Origin of the sequence: Bradyrhizobium sp. IC3195, assembly GCF_020193585.1 — a bacterium.
Classification (GTDB): Bacteria; Pseudomonadota; Alphaproteobacteria; order Rhizobiales; family Xanthobacteraceae; genus Bradyrhizobium; species Bradyrhizobium yuanmingense.
The window spans coordinates 709,412-731,277 of record NZ_JADYVG010000002.1 but is presented as its reverse complement, the minus strand read 5'-3'; the positions used below and the strand labels follow the sequence as shown (position 1 = coordinate 731,277).

Annotated in this window: 22 protein-coding genes; 12 read left to right on the top strand and 10 right to left on the bottom strand. The window is 64.1% G+C overall.

Features of this window, described 5'->3' with window-relative positions; translation table 11 throughout:
- Positions 1 to 255 precede the first annotated feature (255 nt).
- Complete coding sequence (gene flaF / locus I6F09_RS07315) at positions 256 to 624, top strand: flagellar biosynthesis regulator FlaF (RefSeq protein WP_018642830.1); 369 nt, start codon at positions 256 to 258, stop codon at positions 622 to 624.
- Positions 625 to 781: 157 nt separating this feature from the next.
- Here the strand turns inward: flaF and I6F09_RS07310 are convergent, their stop codons facing one another.
- From I6F09_RS07310 to I6F09_RS07295, 4 genes are all read right to left on the bottom strand, one after another.
- Entirely contained in the window at positions 782 to 1,141 is a 360-nt protein-coding gene (locus I6F09_RS07310; protein WP_036027927.1) for a hypothetical protein, read from the bottom strand.
- A 158-nt stretch (positions 1,142 to 1,299) separates the two neighbouring features.
- Positions 1,300 to 1,797 (bottom strand): hypothetical protein, encoded by a 498-nt coding sequence (locus I6F09_RS07305; protein ID WP_036013118.1) that lies wholly within the window; start codon positions 1,795 to 1,797, stop codon positions 1,300 to 1,302.
- 11 nt (positions 1,798 to 1,808) lie between these two features.
- A complete protein-coding gene (gene flgJ, locus I6F09_RS07300) occupies positions 1,809 to 2,177 on the bottom strand; it encodes a flagellar assembly peptidoglycan hydrolase FlgJ (RefSeq protein WP_036013115.1) in 369 nt (122 codons plus the stop codon).
- A complete protein-coding gene (locus I6F09_RS07295) occupies positions 2,177 to 3,301 on the bottom strand; it encodes a flagellar basal body P-ring protein FlgI (RefSeq protein ID WP_036013113.1) in 1,125 nt (374 codons plus the stop codon). The genes flgJ and I6F09_RS07295 overlap by 1 nt, the downstream gene beginning before the upstream one ends.
- 283 nt (positions 3,302 to 3,584) lie before the next feature.
- On the opposite strand from I6F09_RS07295, the gene I6F09_RS07290 reads away from it, so the two are divergent.
- The gene (locus I6F09_RS07290) at positions 3,585 to 3,998 is read left to right on the top strand and encodes a flagellar assembly protein FliX (RefSeq protein WP_036027923.1); all 414 of its coding nucleotides are present in this window, start codon (positions 3,585 to 3,587) and stop codon (positions 3,996 to 3,998) included.
- Positions 3,999 to 4,010: 12 nt separating this feature from the next.
- Here the strand turns inward: I6F09_RS07290 and I6F09_RS07285 are convergent, their stop codons facing one another.
- Positions 4,011 to 4,382, bottom strand: a complete 372-nt coding sequence (locus tag I6F09_RS07285; protein WP_225187753.1) for a helix-turn-helix domain-containing protein — start codon at positions 4,380 to 4,382, stop codon at positions 4,011 to 4,013.
- Between the two features lie 163 nt (positions 4,383 to 4,545).
- Between I6F09_RS07285 and I6F09_RS07280 the strand changes: the two genes are divergently transcribed.
- From I6F09_RS07280 to I6F09_RS07260, 5 genes are all read left to right on the top strand, one after another.
- Positions 4,546 to 5,157, top strand: a complete 612-nt coding sequence (locus I6F09_RS07280) for an NAD(P)-dependent oxidoreductase (protein ID WP_036013109.1) — start codon at positions 4,546 to 4,548, stop codon at positions 5,155 to 5,157.
- A 217-nt stretch (positions 5,158 to 5,374) separates the two neighbouring features.
- A complete protein-coding gene (gene dksA / locus I6F09_RS07275; RefSeq protein ID WP_085966600.1) occupies positions 5,375 to 5,740 on the top strand; it encodes an RNA polymerase-binding protein DksA in 366 nt (121 codons plus the stop codon).
- A 456-nt stretch (positions 5,741 to 6,196) separates the two neighbouring features.
- Positions 6,197 to 7,225, top strand: coding sequence for an aldehyde reductase (locus I6F09_RS07270; RefSeq protein WP_225187752.1), 1,029 nt, complete (start codon positions 6,197 to 6,199; stop codon positions 7,223 to 7,225).
- 82 nt (positions 7,226 to 7,307) lie between these two features.
- Positions 7,308 to 8,087 carry a fumarylacetoacetate hydrolase family protein gene (locus tag I6F09_RS07265; RefSeq protein ID WP_225147600.1) on the top strand — a complete coding sequence of 260 codons (780 nt, stop codon included), beginning with the start codon at positions 7,308 to 7,310 and terminating at the stop codon, positions 8,085 to 8,087.
- Between the two features lie 506 nt (positions 8,088 to 8,593).
- On the top strand, positions 8,594 to 9,760 hold the full coding sequence (locus tag I6F09_RS07260) for a PcfJ domain-containing protein (RefSeq protein WP_225187751.1): 1,167 nt from the start codon (positions 8,594 to 8,596) through the stop codon (positions 9,758 to 9,760).
- A gap of 134 nt (positions 9,761 to 9,894) precedes the next feature.
- Here I6F09_RS07260 and flgH read toward each other — a convergent pair whose 3' ends face one another.
- The 4 genes from flgH to flgF are packed head-to-tail and all read right to left on the bottom strand — an operon-like array spanning position 9,895 to position 13,371.
- Entirely contained in the window at positions 9,895 to 10,659 is a 765-nt protein-coding gene (gene flgH / locus I6F09_RS07255; protein WP_025037386.1) for a flagellar basal body L-ring protein FlgH, read from the bottom strand.
- A 4-nt stretch (positions 10,660 to 10,663) separates the two neighbouring features.
- Positions 10,664 to 11,794 carry a flagellar basal body P-ring formation chaperone FlgA gene (flgA, locus tag I6F09_RS07250; RefSeq protein ID WP_225187750.1) on the bottom strand — a complete coding sequence of 377 codons (1,131 nt, stop codon included), beginning with the start codon at positions 11,792 to 11,794 and terminating at the stop codon, positions 10,664 to 10,666.
- Positions 11,795 to 11,804: 10 nt separating this feature from the next.
- Positions 11,805 to 12,593 carry a flagellar basal-body rod protein FlgG gene (flgG, locus tag I6F09_RS07245; RefSeq protein WP_036013098.1) on the bottom strand — a complete coding sequence of 263 codons (789 nt, stop codon included), beginning with the start codon at positions 12,591 to 12,593 and terminating at the stop codon, positions 11,805 to 11,807.
- 16 nt (positions 12,594 to 12,609) lie between these two features.
- On the bottom strand, positions 12,610 to 13,371 hold the full coding sequence (gene flgF, locus I6F09_RS07240) for a flagellar basal-body rod protein FlgF (RefSeq protein ID WP_128264476.1): 762 nt from the start codon (positions 13,369 to 13,371) through the stop codon (positions 12,610 to 12,612).
- A 383-nt stretch (positions 13,372 to 13,754) separates the two neighbouring features.
- Here flgF and fliL point away from each other — a divergent pair, with 383 nt between their 5' ends.
- The 5 genes from fliL (at position 13,755) to I6F09_RS07215 (ending at position 17,473) form a co-directional block, all read left to right on the top strand.
- On the top strand, positions 13,755 to 14,252 hold the full coding sequence (gene fliL, locus I6F09_RS07235; protein WP_157280803.1) for a flagellar basal body-associated protein FliL: 498 nt from the start codon (positions 13,755 to 13,757) through the stop codon (positions 14,250 to 14,252).
- A gap of 19 nt (positions 14,253 to 14,271) precedes the next feature.
- Positions 14,272 to 15,474 (top strand): flagellar motor switch protein FliM, encoded by a 1,203-nt coding sequence (fliM, locus tag I6F09_RS07230; RefSeq protein WP_036027916.1) that lies wholly within the window; start codon positions 14,272 to 14,274, stop codon positions 15,472 to 15,474.
- The gene (locus I6F09_RS07225) at positions 15,471 to 15,917 is read left to right on the top strand and encodes a DUF6468 domain-containing protein (protein ID WP_057030304.1); all 447 of its coding nucleotides are present in this window, start codon (positions 15,471 to 15,473) and stop codon (positions 15,915 to 15,917) included. Before fliM ends, I6F09_RS07225 begins: the two co-directional genes overlap by 4 nt.
- Positions 15,918 to 15,926: 9 nt before the next feature.
- Entirely contained in the window at positions 15,927 to 16,688 is a 762-nt protein-coding gene (locus I6F09_RS07220; protein ID WP_036013086.1) for a flagellar protein FlbB, read from the top strand.
- 587 nt (positions 16,689 to 17,275) lie between these two features.
- Positions 17,276 to 17,473 carry a hypothetical protein gene (locus I6F09_RS07215; protein ID WP_074448248.1) on the top strand — a complete coding sequence of 66 codons (198 nt, stop codon included), beginning with the start codon at positions 17,276 to 17,278 and terminating at the stop codon, positions 17,471 to 17,473.
- 21 nt (positions 17,474 to 17,494) lie between these two features.
- Here the strand turns inward: I6F09_RS07215 and I6F09_RS07210 are convergent, their stop codons facing one another.
- Complete coding sequence (locus tag I6F09_RS07210) at positions 17,495 to 21,586, bottom strand: VCBS domain-containing protein (protein ID WP_225187749.1); 4,092 nt, start codon at positions 21,584 to 21,586, stop codon at positions 17,495 to 17,497.
- Between the last annotated feature and the right edge of the window lie 280 nt (positions 21,587 to 21,866).

Sequence of the window (21,866 nt, the reverse complement as noted above, 5' to 3'; positions counted from 1 at the left end):
AGCTGATGCTCCGCCGTTCTTTTGAGGAAGATCGCTAAGTCGAGATTAGCCGAGATCGACGCGGATCACGCCAGGCGAGTTTACATCGTGCGTGCGTAGATCTAGCGTTGCGCTGACGAAGGACTCCGTGCCCCGTAATTCTGCGGAGTACTTCCAAGCACGATACGTAAGCAAATCTTAAGCGGTGCTGCCTAGGGTTGGGAAAGAAATCCTTAAGCGCGTACAACGCGCTAGGTAACCTCCAGGGTGTGATTGATGTCGAATTCCGCTGCCTCGGCTTATGCGCGTGTTGCAACCACCACCGCATCTCCTCGCGACATCGAGGCGCAGACTCTGCTCAAGGCCGCCAACAAGCTCCAGGACGCGGTGAACAACGCCGATCCGCTCAGCGAGCAGACCATGCAGGCCCTGATGTTCAACCGCAAGCTCTGGACCATCTTCCTGAGCGAGGCGATGCGCGACAGCAATCCGCAGCCGATCGACGTCCGGCAGAAGATCGCCAACATCAGCGTGTTCGTGTTGAGCCAGACCGCCGCGCTGCAGATGAGCCCGCAGTTCGATCACTTCCGTCCGCTGATCGAGATCAACCGCAATATCGCGGCAGGGCTGTCCGGACGGCCGTGACGGAATTCGTGATGGTCGCATCACGAGCACATCGGCGAAACTCGCAATTTAGGCAGGAGCTGATCGCGGCCAGTGGTCTTGCCTCGGCACGCGAACTCCGCGCTGACCGATGACGGCCAGACGCAGAGCAGAAACATCGGCATCGATCGCGTGATCGTTAGGCGCTGAGATCCGTGCTGAGCGGACGCGAGGGCTCGGACTTCATGTCCAGTGCGTGGAAATAGGCACGCCGGCGGAGCATCGCCTCGTCAGGGAACTGGTTCACCACCGTGTCGGTCTTGTCGTTGACGACCTGAAAGACGAAGGACGCGGCCGCCTGGTCGAACACGACCTGGCGCGAGATGTTCTCGTGGTTCGGCAAATCATTGCGCACCGGCGCGCTCGTATCGCTCGCGGCGACCGTTTGCCTCACCGGAAGATCAGTTTGCACAGCCTCGTTCGCCGCCGAATTCGACGTCGGTACGATCTGCACGGGGGCCGGGATCCCCACCGGCCTGATGCTGAAATCTGTACTCATGGCAGCCTCCTGGTTGCCTTACGTGAGTCAAATCCCAACCCCTCTAATCACGCAAGCATGGAACACCAGGACTGAACACCCGGTAAGGAAACGTGCCTAACCGCGCGACGCCATCGCCGCGCGGTTTTTCCTAAAATTGTCGGTTGTTCTCGTGCTGCTCAGAGCGAGCGGCTGACCGCAAGCGGCGTGATATGGCGCGGACCTGGCGCTGCGCTGCGCCCGGCGGCAGTATAGGTGTTCGGCACGTTGCGCTTCTGGATCTCGGCGTTGACGCCGCGCACGACGCTTTCGGAAACCGCGTGCGCGGTCGCGAGCACGGTGAGATTGACCTGGAGCATCGCGCGGAACGCATCGTGGTGGCGATGCAGCGTCGAGAGGAGCTCCGGCGCGGACTTCGCGAGCTGGTCCTGGTTTGCCTTCAGCTGGCCGACTGCGCTGACGTAGCTGCGCGACAATTCCTGCTTCTTGCCCTCGAGCGTCATCGCCTCGCGGACCTTGCCGGCGCGGACGAGCTCTGTCTCGCGCTCGATCAATCCGAGCAGGGCGCTCATCGCGTCCATTAGGCCTTCGGCGAGCTTGCGCGCCTCGCTGCTGACGGGCGCGCTGCCCGGGCGCTGGGCCTGCATCGGCTGACGTGAGGCGTTGAAATGGTTCATCTCGTTTGACCTTATGCCGTGCGGATCGTTTTCGCCTGCTGCAGGATGAGGGTACGGTAGACGTCGCTGGCGATGCCGACGCCGCCGGCCTGGGCGAAGTTCTTGGAATATTGCTCGGTCAGCATCGAGCGCCATACGCCGGTGCCGGGCGTGTCGCCGAACGGGCCTTCGCCTTTCAGGCCCGAGGTCATCTGCGCGAACATGCTGTTGAGGAACATTGCCTCGAAGTCGGTGGCGGTCTTCTGGGCCTTGGCTTGTTGCTGCGGCGAGACCTTTTGCAGCGCGGCGGCGAGCTCGAAGTCCGGCCGGCCGTTCCGGCTCTCGACCGAGAAGGCCGAACTGGTGGCGAGGCGAGGGGTGTTGATCGCGCTGGTCTGCATCACATCACCTCGATGTCGGCTTCGATGGCGCCGGCGGCCTTGATCGCCTGGAGGATGCTGATCATGTCGCGGGGGCCGATGCCGAGGCCGTTGAGGCCGTCGACGAGCTGCTGGAGCGAGACGCCGTCCTTGACGAGCGCCAGCTTCTTGCCGTCCTCGGTGACGGTGACGCTGCTGCGCGGCGCGACCACGGTGCGGCCGCGTGACAGCGGATTGGGCTGGCTCACTTGCGGGCTCTCGGAGATGGTGACCGTGAGGTTGCCCTGCGCCACCGCGACGGTGGCGACGCGGACGTCGCGGCCCATCACGATGATGCCGCTGCGTTCGTCGATGACGATCTTGGCGGCGAGATCAGGGTCGACCTGGAGCTGCTCGATCTCGGTGAGGAAAGCGACGACGTTGCCCTTGAACTCGGGCGGGATCGACAGCTGCACCGTCGAGGGATCGATCGGCTCGGCGGTCTTGACGCCGAGATAGTCGTTGATTGCGGCCGCGATGCGCTTGGCGGTGGTGAAGTCGGGATTGCGCAGCGCCAGGCGGACGTTCGGCAGCCGGTTGAGCGCGAACTCGATCTCGCGCTCGATGATGGCGCCGTTGGCGATGCGTCCTACCGTCGGCACGCCGCGCACGATCTTGGCGGCCTCGCCCTCGGCCTGGAAGCCGGAGATCGCGAGCGAGCCCTGCGCCACCGCATAGACGTTGCCGTCGGCGCCGAGCAGGGGGGTGACCAGCAGTGTGCCGCCCTGGAGATTCTTGGCGTCGCCGAGCGCGGACACGGTGACGTCCATGCGCGTGCCCTGGGTGGCGAAGGCCGGCAGGTTGCCCGTGACCATGACGGCGGCGACGTTGCCGGTGCGGATGGTGGCGCCGCGGATATTGACGCCCATGCGCTCGAGCATCGCCTGCAGCGACTGCTTGGTGAAGGGGATGTTGTTGAGCGTGTCGCCGGTGCCGTTGAGGCCGACGACGAGGCCATAACCGATGAGCTGGTTCTGCCGCACGCCCTCGATATTGGCGAGGTCCTTGATGCGCGAGGTCGCCGCCGCCGTGGTGACCGACAGCGCCAGCGCCGACAGCGCGGCGCAGGCCAACCCAACAATCCTCACCCAACGAACGCCTGGCATCTCTGCTCCCCAAGGCCCCTAGAAAAGGCTCCTCAAATCGGACAGGACTTGCACGACACTCCCATGACGAGCTGGTCCGGCGCTTTCCTTGCGAGCGCTGTGCCAACGCCTGATGGCGAGGTAGGTGGCTGAATAGCTTGAATAAATCTGTTGCGACCGCTGTCAGCACTGGTTCGCCCTGAGGAGCGAAACTGCCGGCTGTCGGCAGATTTTGCCGGGCCGTTTACGCCCCGTTAACCATAAGACAGCGAAGGTGAGGCATCGATCACCCGGATTCTTTCCGATGCGCATCTACGGACCGAACGGTACGACGCTTGGCACGCCGGCCAGCCAGGCCAAGCGGACGGGCTCCGGCAGCTTCGTGCTGCCCGACACCTCATCGGCGCAGGAGACGCGGAGCGCTGCCGCACCGAAGGCGGCCGCCAACATCGATGCGCTGCTAGCGTTGCAGGGTGTCGAGGAGGATCCGGTCGAGCGCCGCAAGCGCTCGGTCGCCCGCGGCAGGACTGCGCTCGACGTGCTCGACGATCTCAAGATGGGCCTGTTGTCCGGCAATCTCGACGCCTCGACCGTGATGCGGCTGCGTGATGCGGCGGCCCACCTGAAATCGTCCTCAGGCGATGCCGGTCTCGATGCGGTGCTCTCCGAGATCGAGCTGCGGGTCGAGGTCGAACTGGCGAAGGCCGGGCAGGCGTAGTCACGGAGGCTCTTACGCCGCTTCCTCCTTCAACTGCGCATCATAGCGGCGCTGGGCGGCGAGCACGTCTTTCAGATTTTGCTCGGCCCAATCACGTAAGGGATCCACAGCCGCCGCCAATGTCAGGCCGAGCTCGGTGATCGAATATTCCACCGTCACTGGCACGGTCGCGATGGCGCGGCGCCTGATCAGGCCGTCGCGTTCGAGCGACTTGAGCACCTGGCTCAGCATCTTCTGCGAGATGCCTTCAATCGTGCGGCGCAATTGATTGAAGCGCATCGGCTCCTCGCGCAGGAGCAAGAGGATCAGCACCGCCCATTTGTCGCCGACGCGATCGAGGATTTGGCGGGTGGGGCAGTTCGCTGCGTAGACGTCGGGTTTCATCGTCGGTTCTCGGAAATCCATACCGTTGCTTGGCATCCGCGTGCCGGTTGTACGCGATCAGTTACCTCAGCGTAATCAGGTAAGCACAAAGTGCTCTCTTAACACCAGCATTCTTTGCGATATCTAGTCTCTGTCAGTTACCATAGAAGCAAAGGAGCCTTCCATGAAAATCGCAGTCGCCGGCGCCTCGGGCCGGGCGGGGTCGGAGATCACCAGGGAACTGTCCCGCCGCGGCCACACGGTCACGGCCATCGCCCGGAACCCGGAAAAGATTGCGGCCCTGCCGAACGTCACGCCAACCAAGGGGGATGTGCTCGACCAGGCGGGCCTCGCCAAGCTGTGGGCCGGTCACGACGTCGCCGTGAGTTCCGTGCACTTCCTGGCCAGTGATCCGCTCAAGCTGATCGGTGCGGCGAAGGACTCCAAGGTCGGTCGCTACCTCGTGGTGGGCGGCGCCGGGAGCCTCGAGGTTGCCCCGGGCGTGAAGCTGGTCACGACTCCCAATTTTCCGGCCCAATACAAGGCCGAAGCGGAGGCGGGCTCGGCCTTCCTGGACCTGCTGCGGCAGGAAAAGGACCTGAACTGGACCTTCATCTCGCCCTCGGCGCTGTTCGAGGAGGGGGAGCGCACCGGCAAGTTCCGGCTCGGGACCGACCAGCTTCTCGCAGATGCGAACGGCAAGAGCTGGATCACCTTCGCCGACTACGCCATTGCGCTCGCCGACGAGATCGAAAAGCCGGCCCACCTGAAGCAGCGCTTCACGGTCGGCTATTAAGGGCGGCCAGCTGCCTCCAAGCCCTCAAGGATAAACCTTCCTGTGCAAGGGCTTGGGGACGCGGATCGGGCGGTGAGGGAAATATTGTCTGTCACGGGAGGCCACTATATAAGGCCCGGCTCAACGGACCCCGGTCCGTCCGCGAGTCGTTGCTTAAGAAGATAGGCCTCCCTTGGAAAAGTTGAAAAACTACCGACCGACCGACAAAGAGCCTTTCATGAACGACCGGCAGAAGGAGTACTTCCGTTTGAAGCTCCTCGCCTGGAAGGATGAGATCCTCAAAGAATCCAAGCTCACCCTGCAGGCTCTGCAGGAGGAGAACGTGAACCACCCCGATCTCGCCGATCGGGCCTCGTCCGAAACCGACCGTGCCATCGAACTCCGCGCCCGCGACCGCCAGCGCAAATTGATCGCCAAGATCGATGCCGCGCTCCAGCGTATCGAGGACAACACCTACGGCTATTGCGAGGAAACCGGCGAGCCGATCTCGTTGAAGCGGCTCGAGGCCCGGCCCATCGCGACGCTCTCGGTGGAAGCGCAGGAGCGCCACGAGAAACGCGAGAAGGTCTATCGCGACGAATAAGGTCCGAGCCGCAGAGATGCGGCTCTTTGTTTTTGGACGCAGGGCGCCATTTCGCGCCATGCTCTGCATATTGCCCACAGCTTGCCGTCGCGCCCACCATGGCGACAGCGCGATCGCGAAAAGTGAATCGCGATCAACGGGCTAGACCGGATTGCTCCGAGCTCACGTGAGTTCGGATGAGAAACAGCCTTCACTTCAGGTGCGGGAGATTTTGCGAGTCGCATCAACGAGATCAACTCTGAAGTTGAGACGCTGATCCAGCTGCATCAAGCATCGCTGCAATCAGGCCTGCTGCGACGTCCCAAGCCGGGTATCCCCATTAAGCCTGGGCCAGCTCAATATTTCCTTAAACGCCGGCAGCAGGCCGTACGCCGATCGAGCGCCGCAAAGGCGCCAACACGAAGCGCGCCGTTCTTCAGCGCTAACAGAGTCTCCAGCTTGCGGGGAACGTGGGTCATGAGCACTGTTCTGGTCACCGGCGGGTCGGGCTTCGTCGGCATCCATGTCGTCCTGCAACTTCTGGCCGCCGGCCATGCCGTGCGGACGACGGTGCGCCGGCCAGAGCGCCAGGCCGATGTGCTCGCCATGCTGCGCGAGGGCGAGGCGGCGACGCCCGAGAGCGTGGCCTTCGTCACCGCCGATCTGACCCGGGACGACGGCTGGGCGGCGGCGGTCGCGGGCTGCGACTACGTTCTCCATGTGGCGTCCCCGCTCTCGACCACCGTCCCGACGGACGAGAACGAGATGATCATCCCCGCCCGCGACGGAACGATCCGGGTGCTCCGGGCCGCGCGCGCGGCCGGTGTCAAGAGAGTCGTCATCACCTCGTCGCTGGGCGCGATCGGCTATGGCCATCCGCCGCGCGACAAGCCGTTCGATGAGACCGAATGGACCAATCTCGCCGGTGTCGACGGCCAACCCTACGTCAAGTCCAAGACGCTGGCCGAGCGGGCGGCTTGGGATTTCGTCGCGGGAGAGGGGAATGGGCTGGAGCTGTCGGTGATCAACCCTGCCGGTATTTTCGGGCCGGTGCTGGGGCCGGACTTTTCCGGCTCGATCGAGATCGTCAGATCTCTGCTCGACGGTGCCATGCCGGCGGTGCCGCGGGTCTATTTCGGCGTGGTCGACGTCCGCGACGTCGCCGAGCTGCATCTGCGGGCGATGATTGCTCCGGAGGCGAAGGGCGAGCGTTTCATCGCGGTCTCCGGCGAGACGATGTCGATCCTCGACATCGCCCGCGTGCTGCGGCGGGAACTCGGGCCCCGGGCGCGCCGGGTTCCGCGGCTCCAGGCGCCGGACTGGCTGGTGCGGCTGGCCGCCCGCCGGATTCCGCTGCTGCGTGCGGTCGTGCCGATGCTCGGAATGATCAGGCATTCCACCAGCGCCAAGGCCAAGTCGCTGCTCGGCTGGCAGGCGCGCTCCAATGAGGAGGCGATCCTTGCGACCGCCGAGAGCCTGATCCGGCTCGGCCTCGTCAAGGGGTGAGGGCATGCCGCCCGCGCTTGTCAGGCCGGAGCGGGGATGCTGAAGTGCCGCCTTGGACTGCGTAGCGTGGGAGGCGGCGCCGATGGACAAGATTCTCGAAGCCGCAAAGGCGATCGCGCTGGCGCGCCGCAACCACGCCCCGCTCGCGGCGCTGGAGCGGCCCCCTGCGGACGAAGCCGAGGGCTATCAGGTCCAGCGCACCCTGCACGATCTGCTGCTGCCGCATGTCGGCCCGCTCGTCGGCTACAAGATCGGCTGCACCAGCCAGGTGATGCAGGACTATATCGGCATCCCGCACCCTTGCGGCGGCGGCGTGTTCCAGAAGGGCGTCCATGACAGCGGCGCCAAGCTCGCCGCCTCCAATTATGTCCGCGTCGGCGTCGAATGCGAGATCGCGGTGCGGCTGAAGCGGGACCTTGCCGCCGGCGAAGCGCCCTTCACGGCCGAATGGGTCGGCGAGGCGGTCGAGTCCTATCATCCCGCCATCGAGATCGTCGACGATCGCTACGTGAAATGGGAGACGATGGGCGCGCCGACCTTGATCGCCGACGATTTCTTCGCCGCCGGCTGCGTGCTGGGTCCCTCGGTCCCGCGCTCGTTGGTGCCGGACCTCAAGGCGGTCAAAGGCCGCGCCATCGTCAACGGCGAGGAGGTCAGCCACGGCACCGGTGCGGACGTGCTCGGCCATCCCCACAACGCGCTCGCCTGGCTGGCCAACCATCTCGCCGCCGAGGGCAAGGGGCTGCACGCCGGGCAGCTCGTGCTCACTGGCAGCCTGGTGAAGACGCTGTGGCTGAAAGCCGGCGACAAGGTGCGGATGGAGCTGGACGGGCTCGGCGTGGTGGAGGCGGAGTTTACGTGAGGGGCATTGGTCCTCTCCGCAGTCATTCCCCGCGAAGGCGGGGAATCCAGTACGCCGCGCAGAATCGATTTAACCACTGACGTCTCGGAATACTGGATCGTCCGCCTTCGCGGACGATGACGGGGCACCCGCTTCTGCCTTCATTTTTCCGTCGTTGCGAGGAGCCCTCGCGACGAAGCGATCCAGTCTGTCTCCGTTGAGGGATTCTGGATTGCTCCGCCTTCGCCAAGGCTTCGGCGGACAAGTCGCTGCGCTCGCAATGACGGAGTGTGTTGTCGCGGCGTTGCAATAATGTCGCGGACCTGCCTCGCAGTACGCAGTTTCTGACACATCCCGACAAAGGCATCTTGCGCCCGCCGGCAATCGGGTCTATGAGCCCCGTCCCATTCAACCTGCGCGTTCAAAATTGAGGAGACCAGCCGTGAGTACTTTGTGGCGATCGACACATTCCGTGCCGACGCTCTCAGTGCGTCCGGCTGACAGTCATCCAATCATGTTGAACGACAATGGCACAGTCATTGATTCAGCGCCGGCGGGAGGCCGAGCGCACGCGGGTTGAAGCCTACGAGCTGTCGCTGCGGCACGTGTGGCAGCGGACGCGTCCTCCACCGGATTTCGAGAACGCGATCAAAGAGGCCAGGCGTGGCTTCGAGGCGAACGTCCTTCGCGATGCTTCGGCATGGAAGCCGCAGCTGAAAACTCGCGACGCGGCGCGTCTTCGTCTTGGCGCCGCCCGCTATCTCTTTGCGCGCTATCCTGTCGCTGAGCATCTGGAGCAGATCTGGATCGACAGCGCGGGACTGAGCCGCGACGAGATCATGTTGCGCAAGCGATGGTATGTCGTGGCGGCCGGCGGCGGTTCGCTCTACGCCGCCGGTGCGGCCGAATGGCTGTCTCGCAAGGAGGTCCATGCCTTCCTCAATCCGTTGGGGAAGGTCGGCTTCGAGGCTGCGATCTGGCAGGCGATTGCGCGTTCCTATGCGACCGATCCCGCTGTTGCGATGCGGATCGCGCGCACCAGGATCACGCAGACGCAGCGCGCTCAGCATCGCTTCTGGCGCGAGGTGGTGCGCTTCTTCTGCGCGTATGCCACCACGGTCGAAGACATGGATGACTTCCATGACTACCTCGCCGATTGCCACCGGCGTGATCCAGAGTACACCCTCAAGGGGCGTTCACTGATCTCGCTTGGGCGGCAGATGCGCGAATGGCATCGCGATCTCGATGCGATTGCTCGTATCGAGGCCGCACGCCGTCGCGCCGAGGCGGCGCGAAACCGTGCGGGGGGGCTGGCAGCAGGCCCCGAGCAGAGCGAGGACCGTTGGCCCGGTGCAGCGATCGCGGACTGGTCATGGACCAAGTCGTCCAAGGACCGCGCCAAGCGCGAAGAATATGTCGTGGTCCAGTTGCGGACCGCAGCCGATCTCGTGGCTGAGACGCGGGGCATGCGTCACTGCGTCGCCACTTACGCGACAAAGTGCATTGCCGGGCATGCCTCGATCTGGTCGCTCCGTCGCCGTGCCTCGGGTGACGTCCAGCGGCTGCTGACCATCGAGCTTGATACCCGTTCCAGGGCGGTTCAGGTTCGTGGGTTTGCGAACCGTCCGCCGTTTGCCGAGGAGTGCAAGATCCTCCAGCGATGGGCGCAAGCACGCGGGATCATGCTGCTGTGAGAGAAGCCTGCGCCGCTTTGGCGGCGCAGGCAAAATACATGCGGCCCTCGCCAGGGGAGCTAGCGAGGGCCGCGTAGTACATCGTCGTTCGCGCCTTTAGTTCGCGAGCACGATGTGGGAGCTCTTGAAGGGGCTTAGAAGGGCAGCAGCACGTCCATGACCTGCTGGCCGTAGCGCGGCTGCTGCACGTCGGTGATCTGGCCGCGGCCGCCATAGGCGATGCGGGCCTGGGCGATCTTGGTGGAGTCGATGGTGTTGTCGCTCTGGATGTCCTCGGGGCGGACGATGCCGGCGACGATCAGCTCGCGAATTTCGAAGTTGACGCGGATCTCCTGCTTGCCTTCGACCACCAAATTGCCGTTCGGCAGCACCTGGGTCACCACCGCGGCGACGTTGGTCTGCAGAGCTTCCTTGCGGTCGACGCTGCCCTTGCCCTCGCTCGAGGAGGTCGAGTCGGCGGTCAGGATGCGGCCGGGGAGGATCTTGTTGGCCTGGGTGATCGTCTGGGAGCCGATGAAGTCCGTGATCCCGGAATCTTCCTTGTTGCTGCGGCTGCGCGAGGTGTCGTTCTCGATGTTGGCCTTGTCGGTGATGTTCACGGCCACCGTCAGGAGATCGCCGACCTGGCGGGCGCGCTGGTCCTTGAAGAAGGCGCGGCTGCCGTTGCGCCACAGCGAGTTCGGATTGTAGGAGGCGACCTCGGGCTTGGGCATCGGCATCTGCACCGGCTTGTAGCCGGGCTGCGTCGTCGGGTTGTCGATCGCCGACAGCTTCGGCTGCTCGCCGATCTGCGACAGGCGGTCGATCGAGGAGCAGCCGCTCGCCAATGCGCAAGTCGCCAGCAGCAGGGCAGAGATCGCGATGCGACGAAGGCGGGAGGCCGAACTGAACGTGGACATGAATCTACTCTGACTTGGCTGGAGCTTGCGAGAGGCGAACTTGCGGAATCTGGGCTTGGGCGATCTCGGCTGCGGACGCGGGTGCCTGGACCAGGCTCTGCGCCAGGGCAGCGGCCGCCGGCACGGGGTCGCGCTTGACCGACGAGGTCTGCTCGACCGCCGGTGCCATCGGCGCGGACTGGCTGGCGCCCTGCACCGTGACCTGGCCGCGGCCGGTCACGATGCCGGTCAGCGTGCGCTTGGAGTGCAGATTGAGCACGCTGACGGTGTCGCCCTCGGCGCCGCTCTCGATCGCCTTGCCGCGCGTGGTGAGATAAAGGCCGGGCACCTGGTAGATGATGGTGACCGCCTGGTCGCGCACCACGAAGTCGGGCCTGACGAGGTCGGCTGCGCGGATCGGCGTGCCCGCGCGCATTGCTCGGCGCAGCTGCATGCCGATGCTGCGGTCGCGCGAGGCAGGCTCGCCGGTGACCTCGGCCTTCGGCCGGCGCTCCAACGACAGGTCGGAGGATTTCAGGAGATCGGCGCGGTCGATGTCGCGGGTCAGCACGGCCACCTCAACCGTCTCGATCGCGGTGCCGGTGAAGCGCAGCTTGGTCGGCGCGGCATTGCCGTCGTTGGCGATCTCGAAGGCGATGTCGAAACGGCCGCTGCGGGCATCATAGCGGGTTGCGACCGGCTGCAGCGCGCCGCTGTTGGAGGCGTCCAGCCGCATCTCGGCGACGCTGCGGCCGAAGTTGACAGTGATGTTGGCGGCGTCTCCGAGGCCGAAGCGGCGCTCGAGCGCGCCGGCGACGGCGTTTTCGATATCCTTGCTCGCGAGCGTGCGGGCGAGGCGGGTGACCTGGACCTCTTTGATGTCCCCGGTCATGACGCCGATCACCTGCTTGGCCCGCAGGACCGAGAGCACCTGGCCTGTCGTCAGCGTGCCGGTGGTGCCGAGATCGGGCGAGCGGTAGACCGGGATCAGCGCGGCCGATCCGGCGTTGTCGATGAGATCGCCGATCCGCACCACGTCCGAAGTCACCGTGACGCTCGCGCGCAGCGTCGGCGCGGCGATGAAATCGTTGGCGGCCGCTACCGGGAAAGCCAGCGCGACAAGAGTGGAGATGGCGGCGAGGGTGGCGCGGATCATCGTCATCACCTCAGCGGAACAGCGCCGTCGTCGATTGCATCATCTGGTCGGCGGCGCTGATCACCTTGGCGTTCATCTCGTAGGCGCGCTGGGCGGCGATCAGGTCGCTCATCTCCGAGACGACGTCGACATTGGCCTGCTCCAGGCTGCCTTGCGTGAGCTTGCCGTAACCTTCGGTGTTCGCGGTGCCGTCCTGCGGCGCACCGGACGAGGGCGTCTCGGTGAACTGGTTGTTGCCGACCGGCTGCAGGCCCGCCTTGTTGATGAAGCGCGTGACGCCGATCTGGCCGACGATCGAGGAGGTGGTTGAGCCCGGCAACGTCACCGAGACCTGGCCCTGCTCGCTCACGGAGATGCCCGAGGCGTTGTTGGGAATGGTGATGGTGGGCTGCACCGGATTGCCTTGCGCGGTGACGACGCGGCCCTGATTGTCCATCTGGAAGGTGCCGTCGCGGGTGTACTGGAAGGTGCCGTCGGGCATCAGGATCTTGAAGAAGCCCTCGCCCGAGATGGCGAGGTCGAGGTCGTTGCCGGTCTGCGACAGCGTGCCTTGGGTCATGCTGCGCGGCGTGCCGACGGTCTTGACGCCGCCGCCGATGTCGACGCCGACCGGCAGGATGGTGCCCTGGTCCGACGATTGGGCGCCGACGCGGCGGACATGCTCGTAGATCAGGTCCTGGAACGCCGCCGTCTGCTTCTTGAAGCCGGTGGTGCGGAGGTTGGCGATGTTGTTGGAGATCACCTGAACGTTGAGTTCCTGTGCCGCCATTCCGGTCGCTGCGGTGTGAAGCGCCTGCATCTCAGTTCTCCTTCAATCAGGCCGGAACGTCGGCGAGCTTCTCGATCGCCGATTTGTGGAGGTCGCTCTGCTGCTGCAGCAGGTTGGCGACCGCGGCGTAGCTGCGCATCACCTCGACCATGCGGGTCATCTCGCCGACCGCATTCACGTTCGACTTCTCGACATAACCCTGCTGCAGGGTGGACTTGGTGTCGGGCTGCTGGTTCGCCGAGCCGGCGGCATAGAGATTGGCGCCGAGCTTGGTCAGCTTGGCCGGATCGTCGAACGAGACCATGCGGATCTTGCCGCGGATCGAGTCGGTCCGCGCCGTGCCCTCGAGCACCGTGACGGTGCCGTCGGGCGCGACGTTAATGTCGTGGTCGGTCGGCTGAAAGGTGATCGGGCCGGCATTGCCAAGCACGAGATTGCCGTCGGCGGTGACGAGCTGGCCGGTGCTGTTGAGCGAGAACTTGCCGTCGCGGGTATAGAACTCGCCGCCATTGGCCTGCACTGCGAAATAGGCGCCGCCGTTGATCGCCATGTCGAGCGGATTGTTGGTCGGCTCCAGCGGCCCCTGGCTGATGTTGCGGAAGGTGCCGCGGTCCTGGACATAGGAGACCCTGCGGTCGCGGCCGATGAAATTGTCCTCACGCGCGTTCGAGTTCAGATATTCCTCGAACAGCGAGTGGTCGGACTTGAAGCCGTTGGTGTTGGCGTTGGCGACGTTGTTGGCGATGACATCCATCTGCCGCTCCAACGTCATCTGCCGTGACAAGCCGATCAGACGCGCGTTCTGCATCGGAAATCTCCCCTGAGCGGATCTGCCATTTCGCTCTCCCAAGCGCCTTGGCGGATCCCGTGATCGAGACCGTCGGGCTCTCCCAAGCCGTGAGGTCTCGGCCCTCTCTCAGCGAAAGCCGTGCCAACCAGAAAAGATTTTTGTTTTCAATTATTTGCAGATTTTGGGAGGGCGCGGGCGGGGGGCAGAAAGGTTCTGTTAGCCATGTTTGCCCGGCAGATTTTTCCTACCGGAGGCCCAATCGAAAGATTCCGTTAACCATTATTACCGTAGCGTTTGCGCATCAGAGGAGCGCATTGCGCTGGGGCATTCGTATCGCGTCGTTGTCTGCCAGGAGGCTTCGCTCTTTCGACCCCTTTGAGAGATGAACGGGCGCGGCAATCATGGCAGAGAATGAGGAAGGCGGCGCAGCCGCCGAGGGCGCGGAAGCCGCTCCGCCGAAGAACAAGCTCAAGCTCATCATCATGGTCGTCGGTGTGCTGGCCGTGCTCGGCGGCGGTGCTGCGACCTGGTTCTTCTTCTTCCGTCATGGCGATGCCGAGCATCATGCCGAGGCCGCGCCGCCGCCGAAGCCGCCGGCCTTCGTCGACGTCCCCGACCTCATGGTCAACCTCGCCGGCTCGCCCGGCGAGCGCGTGCAATATCTGCGGCTGAAGATCGTGCTGGAGCTGAAGGAAGAGAAGCAGATCGAGGCGATCAAGCCGACGATGCCGCGCGTGACCGACATCTTCCAGACCTATGTGCGCGAGCTGCGTCCGTCCGACCTCAACGGTTCGGCCGGCATCTTCCGCCTCAAGGAGGAGCTGACCAAGCGCGTCAACGCGGCGGTCGCCCCGATCCAGGTCAGCGCCGTGCTGTTCAAGGAAGTCGTGGTCCAGTGAGCATGACGGGCTAGGGATCATGGCGGGCAACGACCAAGTCGACCAGGATGCAATTGCCGCCCAGTGGGAGGCCTCGCTCGACAGCGAGGATCCCGCCGAGGCGGCAAAGGCTGCCGCCGAGAACGAGCTGTCGGAGACCATGGCCCTGCAATGGGCCGCCATGGTCGAGGACGGCAGCCGCGATCTCGGCACCGGCAAGAATTCCGGCGAGCGGGTGCTGTCCCAGGAGGAGATCGACAATCTCCTCGGCTTCACCGTCGGCGACGTCACGCTCGACGACCATTCCGGCATCCGCGCGATCATCGATTCGGCGATGGTCTCCTACGAGCGCCTGCCGATGCTCGAAATCGTCTTCGACCGCCTGGTGCGGTTGATGACGACCTCCTTGCGCAATTTCACCTCCGACAACGTCGAAGTCTCGCTCGACCGCATCACCTCGGTGCGCTTCGGCGACTACATGAACTCGATCCCGCTGCCCGCCGTCCTCACCGTCTTCAAGGCCGAGGAGTGGGAGAACTTCGGCATGGCGACGGTCGATTCCAACCTGATCTATTCGATGATCGACGTGCTGCTCGGCGGCCGCCGCGGCACCAGCCAGCTGCGGATCGAGGGCCGGCCCTACACCACGATCGAGACCGAGCTGGTCAAGCGCTTGGTCGAGGTGGTGCTGGCCGACGCCGAGCAGGCGTTCCGGCCGCTGTCGCCGGTGACCTTCTCGATCGATCGGCTCGAGACCAATCCGCGTTTCGCCGCGATCAGCCGGCCCGCCAACGCCGCGATCCTGGTGCGCCTGCGCATCGACATGGAAGACCGCGGCGGCAACATCGAGCTGCTGCTGCCTTACGCGACCATCGAGCCGATCCGGGGCGTCCTGCTCCAGATGTTCATGGGCGAAAAGTTCGGCCGCGACCCGGTCTGGGAGGGCCACTTCGCCACCGAGATCGTGCAGGCCGAGATCGCCGTCGACGCCGTGCTCTACGAGGCCGACATTCCGCTCAAGCAGCTGATGCGGCTCAAGGTCGGCGACACGCTGCCGCTCGACATGCGCGCCGACGCCAACGTCACCGTGCGCTGCGGCGACGTCACGCTGACCGAGGGGCGGATGGGCCGGGTCGGCGACCGCGTCGCGATCCGTGTGACGAAACCCTTGCGCAAGCCAAGTACGACACTTGCGATGTTCGAGAAGGTGGACGAGCAGAACAAGATGATGGAGGCCCCATGAACCACTCCCTGGGAATGGCGATCGAGACGCTGGTGGCTATCCTGCTGATGCTGACGATCGTCTACTGCGTCACGCTCAACAAGCGCTTGAGGCGGCTGAAGGCGGACGAGCATTCGCTGAAGGCCGTCATCGCCGAGCTGATCACCGCGACCGAGATCGCCGAGCGCGCGATCGGCGGGCTGAAGCTCGCCGTGCGCGACGTCAACGAGAACCTCGGCAGCCAGCTCGCCGCCGCGACGCAGATGTCGGATCAGCTCTACAAGCAGCTCGGCGAGGCCGACAACGTGGTGCGGCGCCTGTCCAAGATCGCCATCGCCGCGCGTCCCGTCACCAATCCGGAGACGGTCGCCGCGCCCGCGGCCAAGCCGTCGTCCGCGAAGGCAGTGGCGGCGGCCGCCGAAGCCTTCTCCGAGCGCCGACGATCCAACGGCCTTGCCGCATGAAGCCTGGGTATGAAGTCATTTCGTAACATCCGCGTCATTCCCGTCGTCCTGGTCGCCGTCGCCGGCCTCGCCACGCTGAAGGTGGCGGGCCTTGCGATCAACGGCGGCTATGTCTTCGACTACAAGCCGAACCAGGGCAAGAAATCCTGGGCGGAAGAGAACCTGAATTTCCCGACCGGCCGCGAGGATCCCGACATCACCGGCTCGACCCCTGCGCCGAAGGAAGCACCTAAGCCGGCAGCGCCCGAGACCAAGATGGAGGGTGGCACCGTCGTCAAGATCGACGAGGGGCAGCCGCAGGTCTCGGCCGCGGAGCGCGCGATCCTGGAACGGTTGCAGGCGCGGCGTCAGGAGATCGAGGCGCGCCAGCGCGAGATCGACATCCGCGAAAGCCTGCTCAAGTCGGCCGAGAAGCGCATCGAGACCAAGGTCGAGGAGATGAAGGCGGTGGAAACCCGCATCTCCGCGACCCAGGCCGAGCAAAAGGCCGCCGAAGCCCAGCGCATGAAGGGCCTCGTGACCATGTACGAGGGCATGAAGCCCAAGGATGCCGCGCGGGTGTTCGACCGGCTCGAAATGGGCGTGCTGATCGAGATCGCCTCGGCGATCGCGCCGCGCAAGATGTCGGACATCCTGGGCCTGATGTCATCGGAAGCCGCCGAGCGGCTGACCGTCGAGATGGCCCGCCGCGCCAATGGCGGCGGCGATCAGTCCGCCTCGGCCGGCGAATTGCCCAAGATCGACGGCAAGCCGACGCAAAAGCCGAATTGAGGGCTCGAGGAGAAGCGCGCTTTCAATCCGCGCGCTGTCGACTGAAGCCCAGAGAAATGCCTCGTGCGCCTAATTCGCGAAGGCCTGTTGCACCCTGCGAACAGGCGGGCGCAACTGCTGCTCCATCTGGGCGAGGATATTGACCTGCTGCTTGATCAGCGCCGCCTTTGAGACGCGGGTCACGAGCTGCAGGGTGCTGTGGCAACAGGCGCATTCATATGTCTTCAGGGCATATCCTCTTGCAATCGGGACGATCGCGACGACCGCTCTTGCTCTGCTACACACAATGCAACCGGCTTCTCCGCTCATTGATTACCCCCAGAGCTAACCAATGCGATTTGCATCGCCGAGATTCACATCTGATTCAGAGTCGCGCGCGAACCGCAACGAGCCGAAGGTTGTGAGTGCGCGCGCTCAGCAACCCGTCAAGGTGGAAATCAGAATCCCGTGGCGGATGCAGCCGGGGCAGGCGGCATCCTCCGGGACTGCGATGACTTGACGCGCGCAGGTGTGAAGTGGCGTACAGTGGTGCTCAAGGCGCCGTCCTACGCTTCGGTCATTCGCAGTCGGCAGCGCAGGAGGAGGCCATGAACTACTCGTCCGCAGCAGAACGCGTCATCGAGGCCGTCAACCGGATGCTCATAGCGGCGATGACATCTGCATGGACATCCGCGCTAAGCCATCAGCATGCCGCGCCGCCGGATGGCGAGGCCGGCAACGATGATCAATCTTCTCTTGGCGAAGAGAGCTCCTCGGCGCCCGATGGCGCCGGGACGCAACACTGAAGAGCCCATTGGCTCGGGGCGTCACAAGATCAGATCGTGCAAGCCGTGGCCGTGAGCCGGACTTCGGCCATGAGGCGGATCAACATCGGGCGGAGATGGTTCAGGCGTGAACGCCAGTTCGAGCCCGTGGAATCCTCCAGCGTGGCCGGGATGACCGGCGAGGTCTAGATGATCCGGCACGACGCTGTGCTGTGAGCCCTGCGAAGCGTTATCCTTGAACTTGAACGACTCGCCGAGCTGCTGCGTCTCGCTTGCAAGCGAATGGTTGGCGCCTCCGCTCGACGACTTCAGAAGGCTCGGATTGAGCGTCGCCTCTGCCATTCCATCGTTGGCACGACCGTGGGCATGCGCCGCCTCGTCGGCGTTTCCTTGAGGCGAGGCGCCGTGATTCCCGGCATTGTTCCCCGGTGCAAGCCCGCGCCCGGCGTGCTGTTCGGCGGCATTCTGGTCAAAATTCAGCGCGGCGATGGCAATGTCAGGCATGTGGCCGCTTCCAGCAATCGCGCCACTTTTGGCCAGCAATGCTGTGTCGGGACCGGCCAGGTGGTCGAAGACAAAACTGGCCTCCGTCGGTGCGGCGACGTATTGCGACATCGTAGACGGTCCGCTGCCCGAAGGAGCTACCGCAACAATAGCGAGTGTTTCGGTCGAGGGCGTTTGCATCGGGTCCGAACTGGAGATGCTCGAATATTCAGTTTGTTCGATCTGGTCCGAAGGCGTATCCAGGTTGTGGAGCGGCTCGCTTGACTGGATGTCCGGACTCTCTGCGAGGAGCGTGCCGTCGCCGCTTCCGGAGTCGGACGAGATTTCGGAAGTGATCGTCATTAGCCCGGCCGCATCACTCTGCAGGGTTGCGGTGAGGTCGGTCAGCTCGCTGGCGACCGCCACTACAGGCGCCGCTGGCGCCAGGATGAAGTCCGAGGCATCGACGGTTGCAATCCCCTGCAAATGGATTTCGAGCAGACTGGAATCGCCGATGTGCAGGGTCTGGTCCGTTGAGTTGACGTACACGATGGTTTCGTTCGACGCGCTGTCATAGATCCAGGCGATCGTATGTGGCGGCACCGTCGTGTTGGTTGAGCTCAACGCCAGGATGGCAAACCCGAGCGCGCCAAAGGCGGTCAGGTCGATCCTGTCCGCTCCCGATGCGAAGTCGGTGATGGTGTCGAACTGACCGGCACGGGAATCGGCAACGAACAAATATGCGAAACGATCGTTGCCATTGCTGCCGGTGAGTTGGTCCGCACCAAATCCGCCGGTTATGGTATCGGCGCCGTTGTTGCCGTTTACCGTATCGTTTCCCGAGCCGCCGTAGATGGCATCATTGCCATCGTTGCCCTTGATCGTGTCATTGCCTGAGCCGCCATAGAGAACGTCCGTCTTGCCGGTCCCATTGACCGTATCACTGCCGGCTCCCGCATAGATGACCTGACCTGTGTCGCCGCCGCCGGCGATGGTTTCGCTCCCCGGCGTTCCGTACACGTTCGGAGGATCGGAGATCACGACGGATCCGGTGGCCAGGTTGTCAAAATCGTTGGGGTCGGCATCACTGGCGCCATGAATGGCGACGGTCACCGTCTGCGTGGTACCGTCGATCGCGGTCACCGTGAATGTGTCGGTCAGGGTGTCGCCGGAATCGAGAGCCTCAACCACGCTATTGTTGTTGTCGAGGGTGTACGTCCATGCGCCGGCTGCGGTCATCGTGAAGGTGCCGTATCCGTCGTCGCTCGCGGTCGGTGAAGAGATCGCGGTGAACGTATTCGGCGCGTTGTCGACGTCGGTACCGGTCAGCGTGCCAGTCGCGATGGGAGCGCCGGGCGAGAAGGTTCCTGCCTCGGTCACTGAGCCGGTCGTGGTGCCGGAAATGAGGGCCGCGTCGTTGCTGCCGTGAATGGTGATCGTCACCACCTGTGGCGTGCCGTCGAGGGTCGTGACGGTAAAACTGTCGGTGAGTGTGTCCCCGACATTCAGCGCCTGCACCGCGCCGCTCGCATTGTCGAGCATGTAGGTCCACGCGCCGGCGGCGGTTAGCGTAAAGGTGCCATAACCATTCGTGCTTGCCTTGGGCGAACTCACTGCTGTGAAGGTATTGGACGCATTGTCGACGTCGGCGGCAAACAGCGTGCCGGTTGCGCTCGGGCTGCCCGGTGTCGCATTGGCAACGCCGCCGGCCTCGGTCACCGCACCGGTCGTGGTGCCGGAAACGATGGCGGCATCGTTGGTGCCATGGATGGTGACCGTCACCACTTGGGCGGTTCCATCCAGAGTGGTCACCGTGAACGTGTCGGTCAGCGTTTCGCCGGTATTGAGCGCCTGCACCGCAGCGTTGGCGTTGTCGAGCGTGTAGGTCCACACGCCGGCAGCCGTCATGGTGAAGGTGCCGTAGCCGGCGGCGCTCTGCGTCGGCGAGCCGACGGCCGTGAATGCATTTGCGATCGTGTCCACGTCGGTATCGGTGAGGGTGCCGGTCGCGATGGGCGTGCCGGGGTTAGCACTGGCGACGCCGCCAGCCTCGATGACGGCGCCGGTCGTGTCGCCGGAGATGACCGCTGCATCACTGGCTCCCTGGATGGTGATCGTCACCACCTGGGGCGTGCCTCCAATCGTGGTCACCGTGAAGCTGTCGGTTAGCGTTTGGCCGGCATTGAGCCTCTGCACTGCGAGGTTCGAATTGTCCACGGTGTAGGTCCACACGCCGGCAGCCGTCATCGTGAAGGTGCCATAGCCGCCGGTGCTCGTCGTTGGCGAACTCACGGCCGTGAACGTATTTGGTGGGTCGTCGACGTCGGTATCGGAAAGCGTGCCGGTCGCAATCGGCGTGCCGGGCGTTCCATTGGCAATGCCGCCAGCCTCGACGATCGAGCCGGTCGTGGTGCCGGAGATGATTGCAGCGTCGTCGACACCGTTGATGGTGACTGTGAACGTCTGACTCGCAGAACTGAGGCCGTCGGAAACCGTGATGACGAAACTGTCGGTCGTGGGCGCCTTCAGCGCGTTGATCGCGATGCTGTCAGGCACGAACGTGTAGGCGCCGCTCGTACTGTTGACGTAGAGCGTTCCGTACGGACCGGGCTTTGACAGGTCGTATGTCACTCCGCCGAGGACCGTCTCGCCGGCGGTTGCCCCTATGACGCCAAAGGTCAGCTTGGCGCTGCCGCTGGTGCTGCTGGCAGCGAAGATTCCGCTCGTCGCAGTGAATGTATCAAACACCACCGTATCGAGCTCGGTCGGCCCCGCTCCGGTGCTGAGTGTCGGCGGTATGGGGTCGAAAACGGGAATGGCGAATGGCGACACAGGCGCCAGCAAATTCTGCAGCGAGGGCGCGTCGGGCTGAATGAAATTGATCGGCTGCAGCGATTGGGTTTTGACGAAGGGAGGCGTGCTCGAGCCATGCGGCCCCTGTCCGTCCAGATTGGCGAGCACGTCCTGCTGCGCGGCGCGCAACTCGTCCATGCGAGCGGCCGAGTTCGCGACCTGATTGACACTGATGGTGGATCCCACTTTCTTGACGATGATCGTTTCGCCGGGATCATCGACGATGATGTGCCGTGGGATCGGCTCCTTGGTCACGAGCTCAAAGGCGCCGTGCGCAAGGTCCTTGTAAGTGATGGAGTCGTCATCCAGGAATGTGACGTCCGGGTCCGCGGCCTCGGCATTTTCCGCGACCGAGAAAGTCAATGCTGCAAGCGTCAGCATTCCGAAACCGCCCGCGTGACTCCGGGCGCGAATACCTGCAATTGGCGTATTCAGCTGGATAGACCCGGTTTCTGCCAGCCGACCTGGTACGAAACTGAAGCTGCCTCGGGTCACGTCGAACAGGGCTGTAGGTGACGTGCCTTCGACGTCGAAGACGAATTCGCTCAGCGCCAGGCGCGTGTCGCAGGAGATGTTGAAGAGAGTACCGTCGATGAAGCGAATCGTGATCTGTCCGTCGGCGTCGGTCTCTATCACGTCGGCCCGGTAGACAGGCGCGCCGGCTACGGCCTGTGTGGCAACGCCACTGGCTCGCGCGAGCGTGCCGCAGCCGATCGCTGTATGAATATGGCCAATGATTTGGACGGGCAGGGCCGCGGCGGCCCTATTGCCAACCTGGACATCGGATGCAACCAACATGGCTCGACCTCGCCTGGGTGATCGATTCAGGCTCGGCGTGCTGCCATGGTCTTTCGGGGCGGCCCTCGCCAAGGGACAAATATCCTGGGCGCTGGCAGCCGAAGGCTTGCCCGCCGAAATCATCAAGTCTGGTCCAGAGAGACGCATGGCGCGGGGACGGCGGCGCGTAATGCCATTCCCGGCGCATATCCCTCCCGCTAAAGTGATTAAATTGACAAACGAGAGCTTATTTAATTTGTGGCCGCTTCCGTAGGGCCGCGGTAAATTAGAACGATTAAAA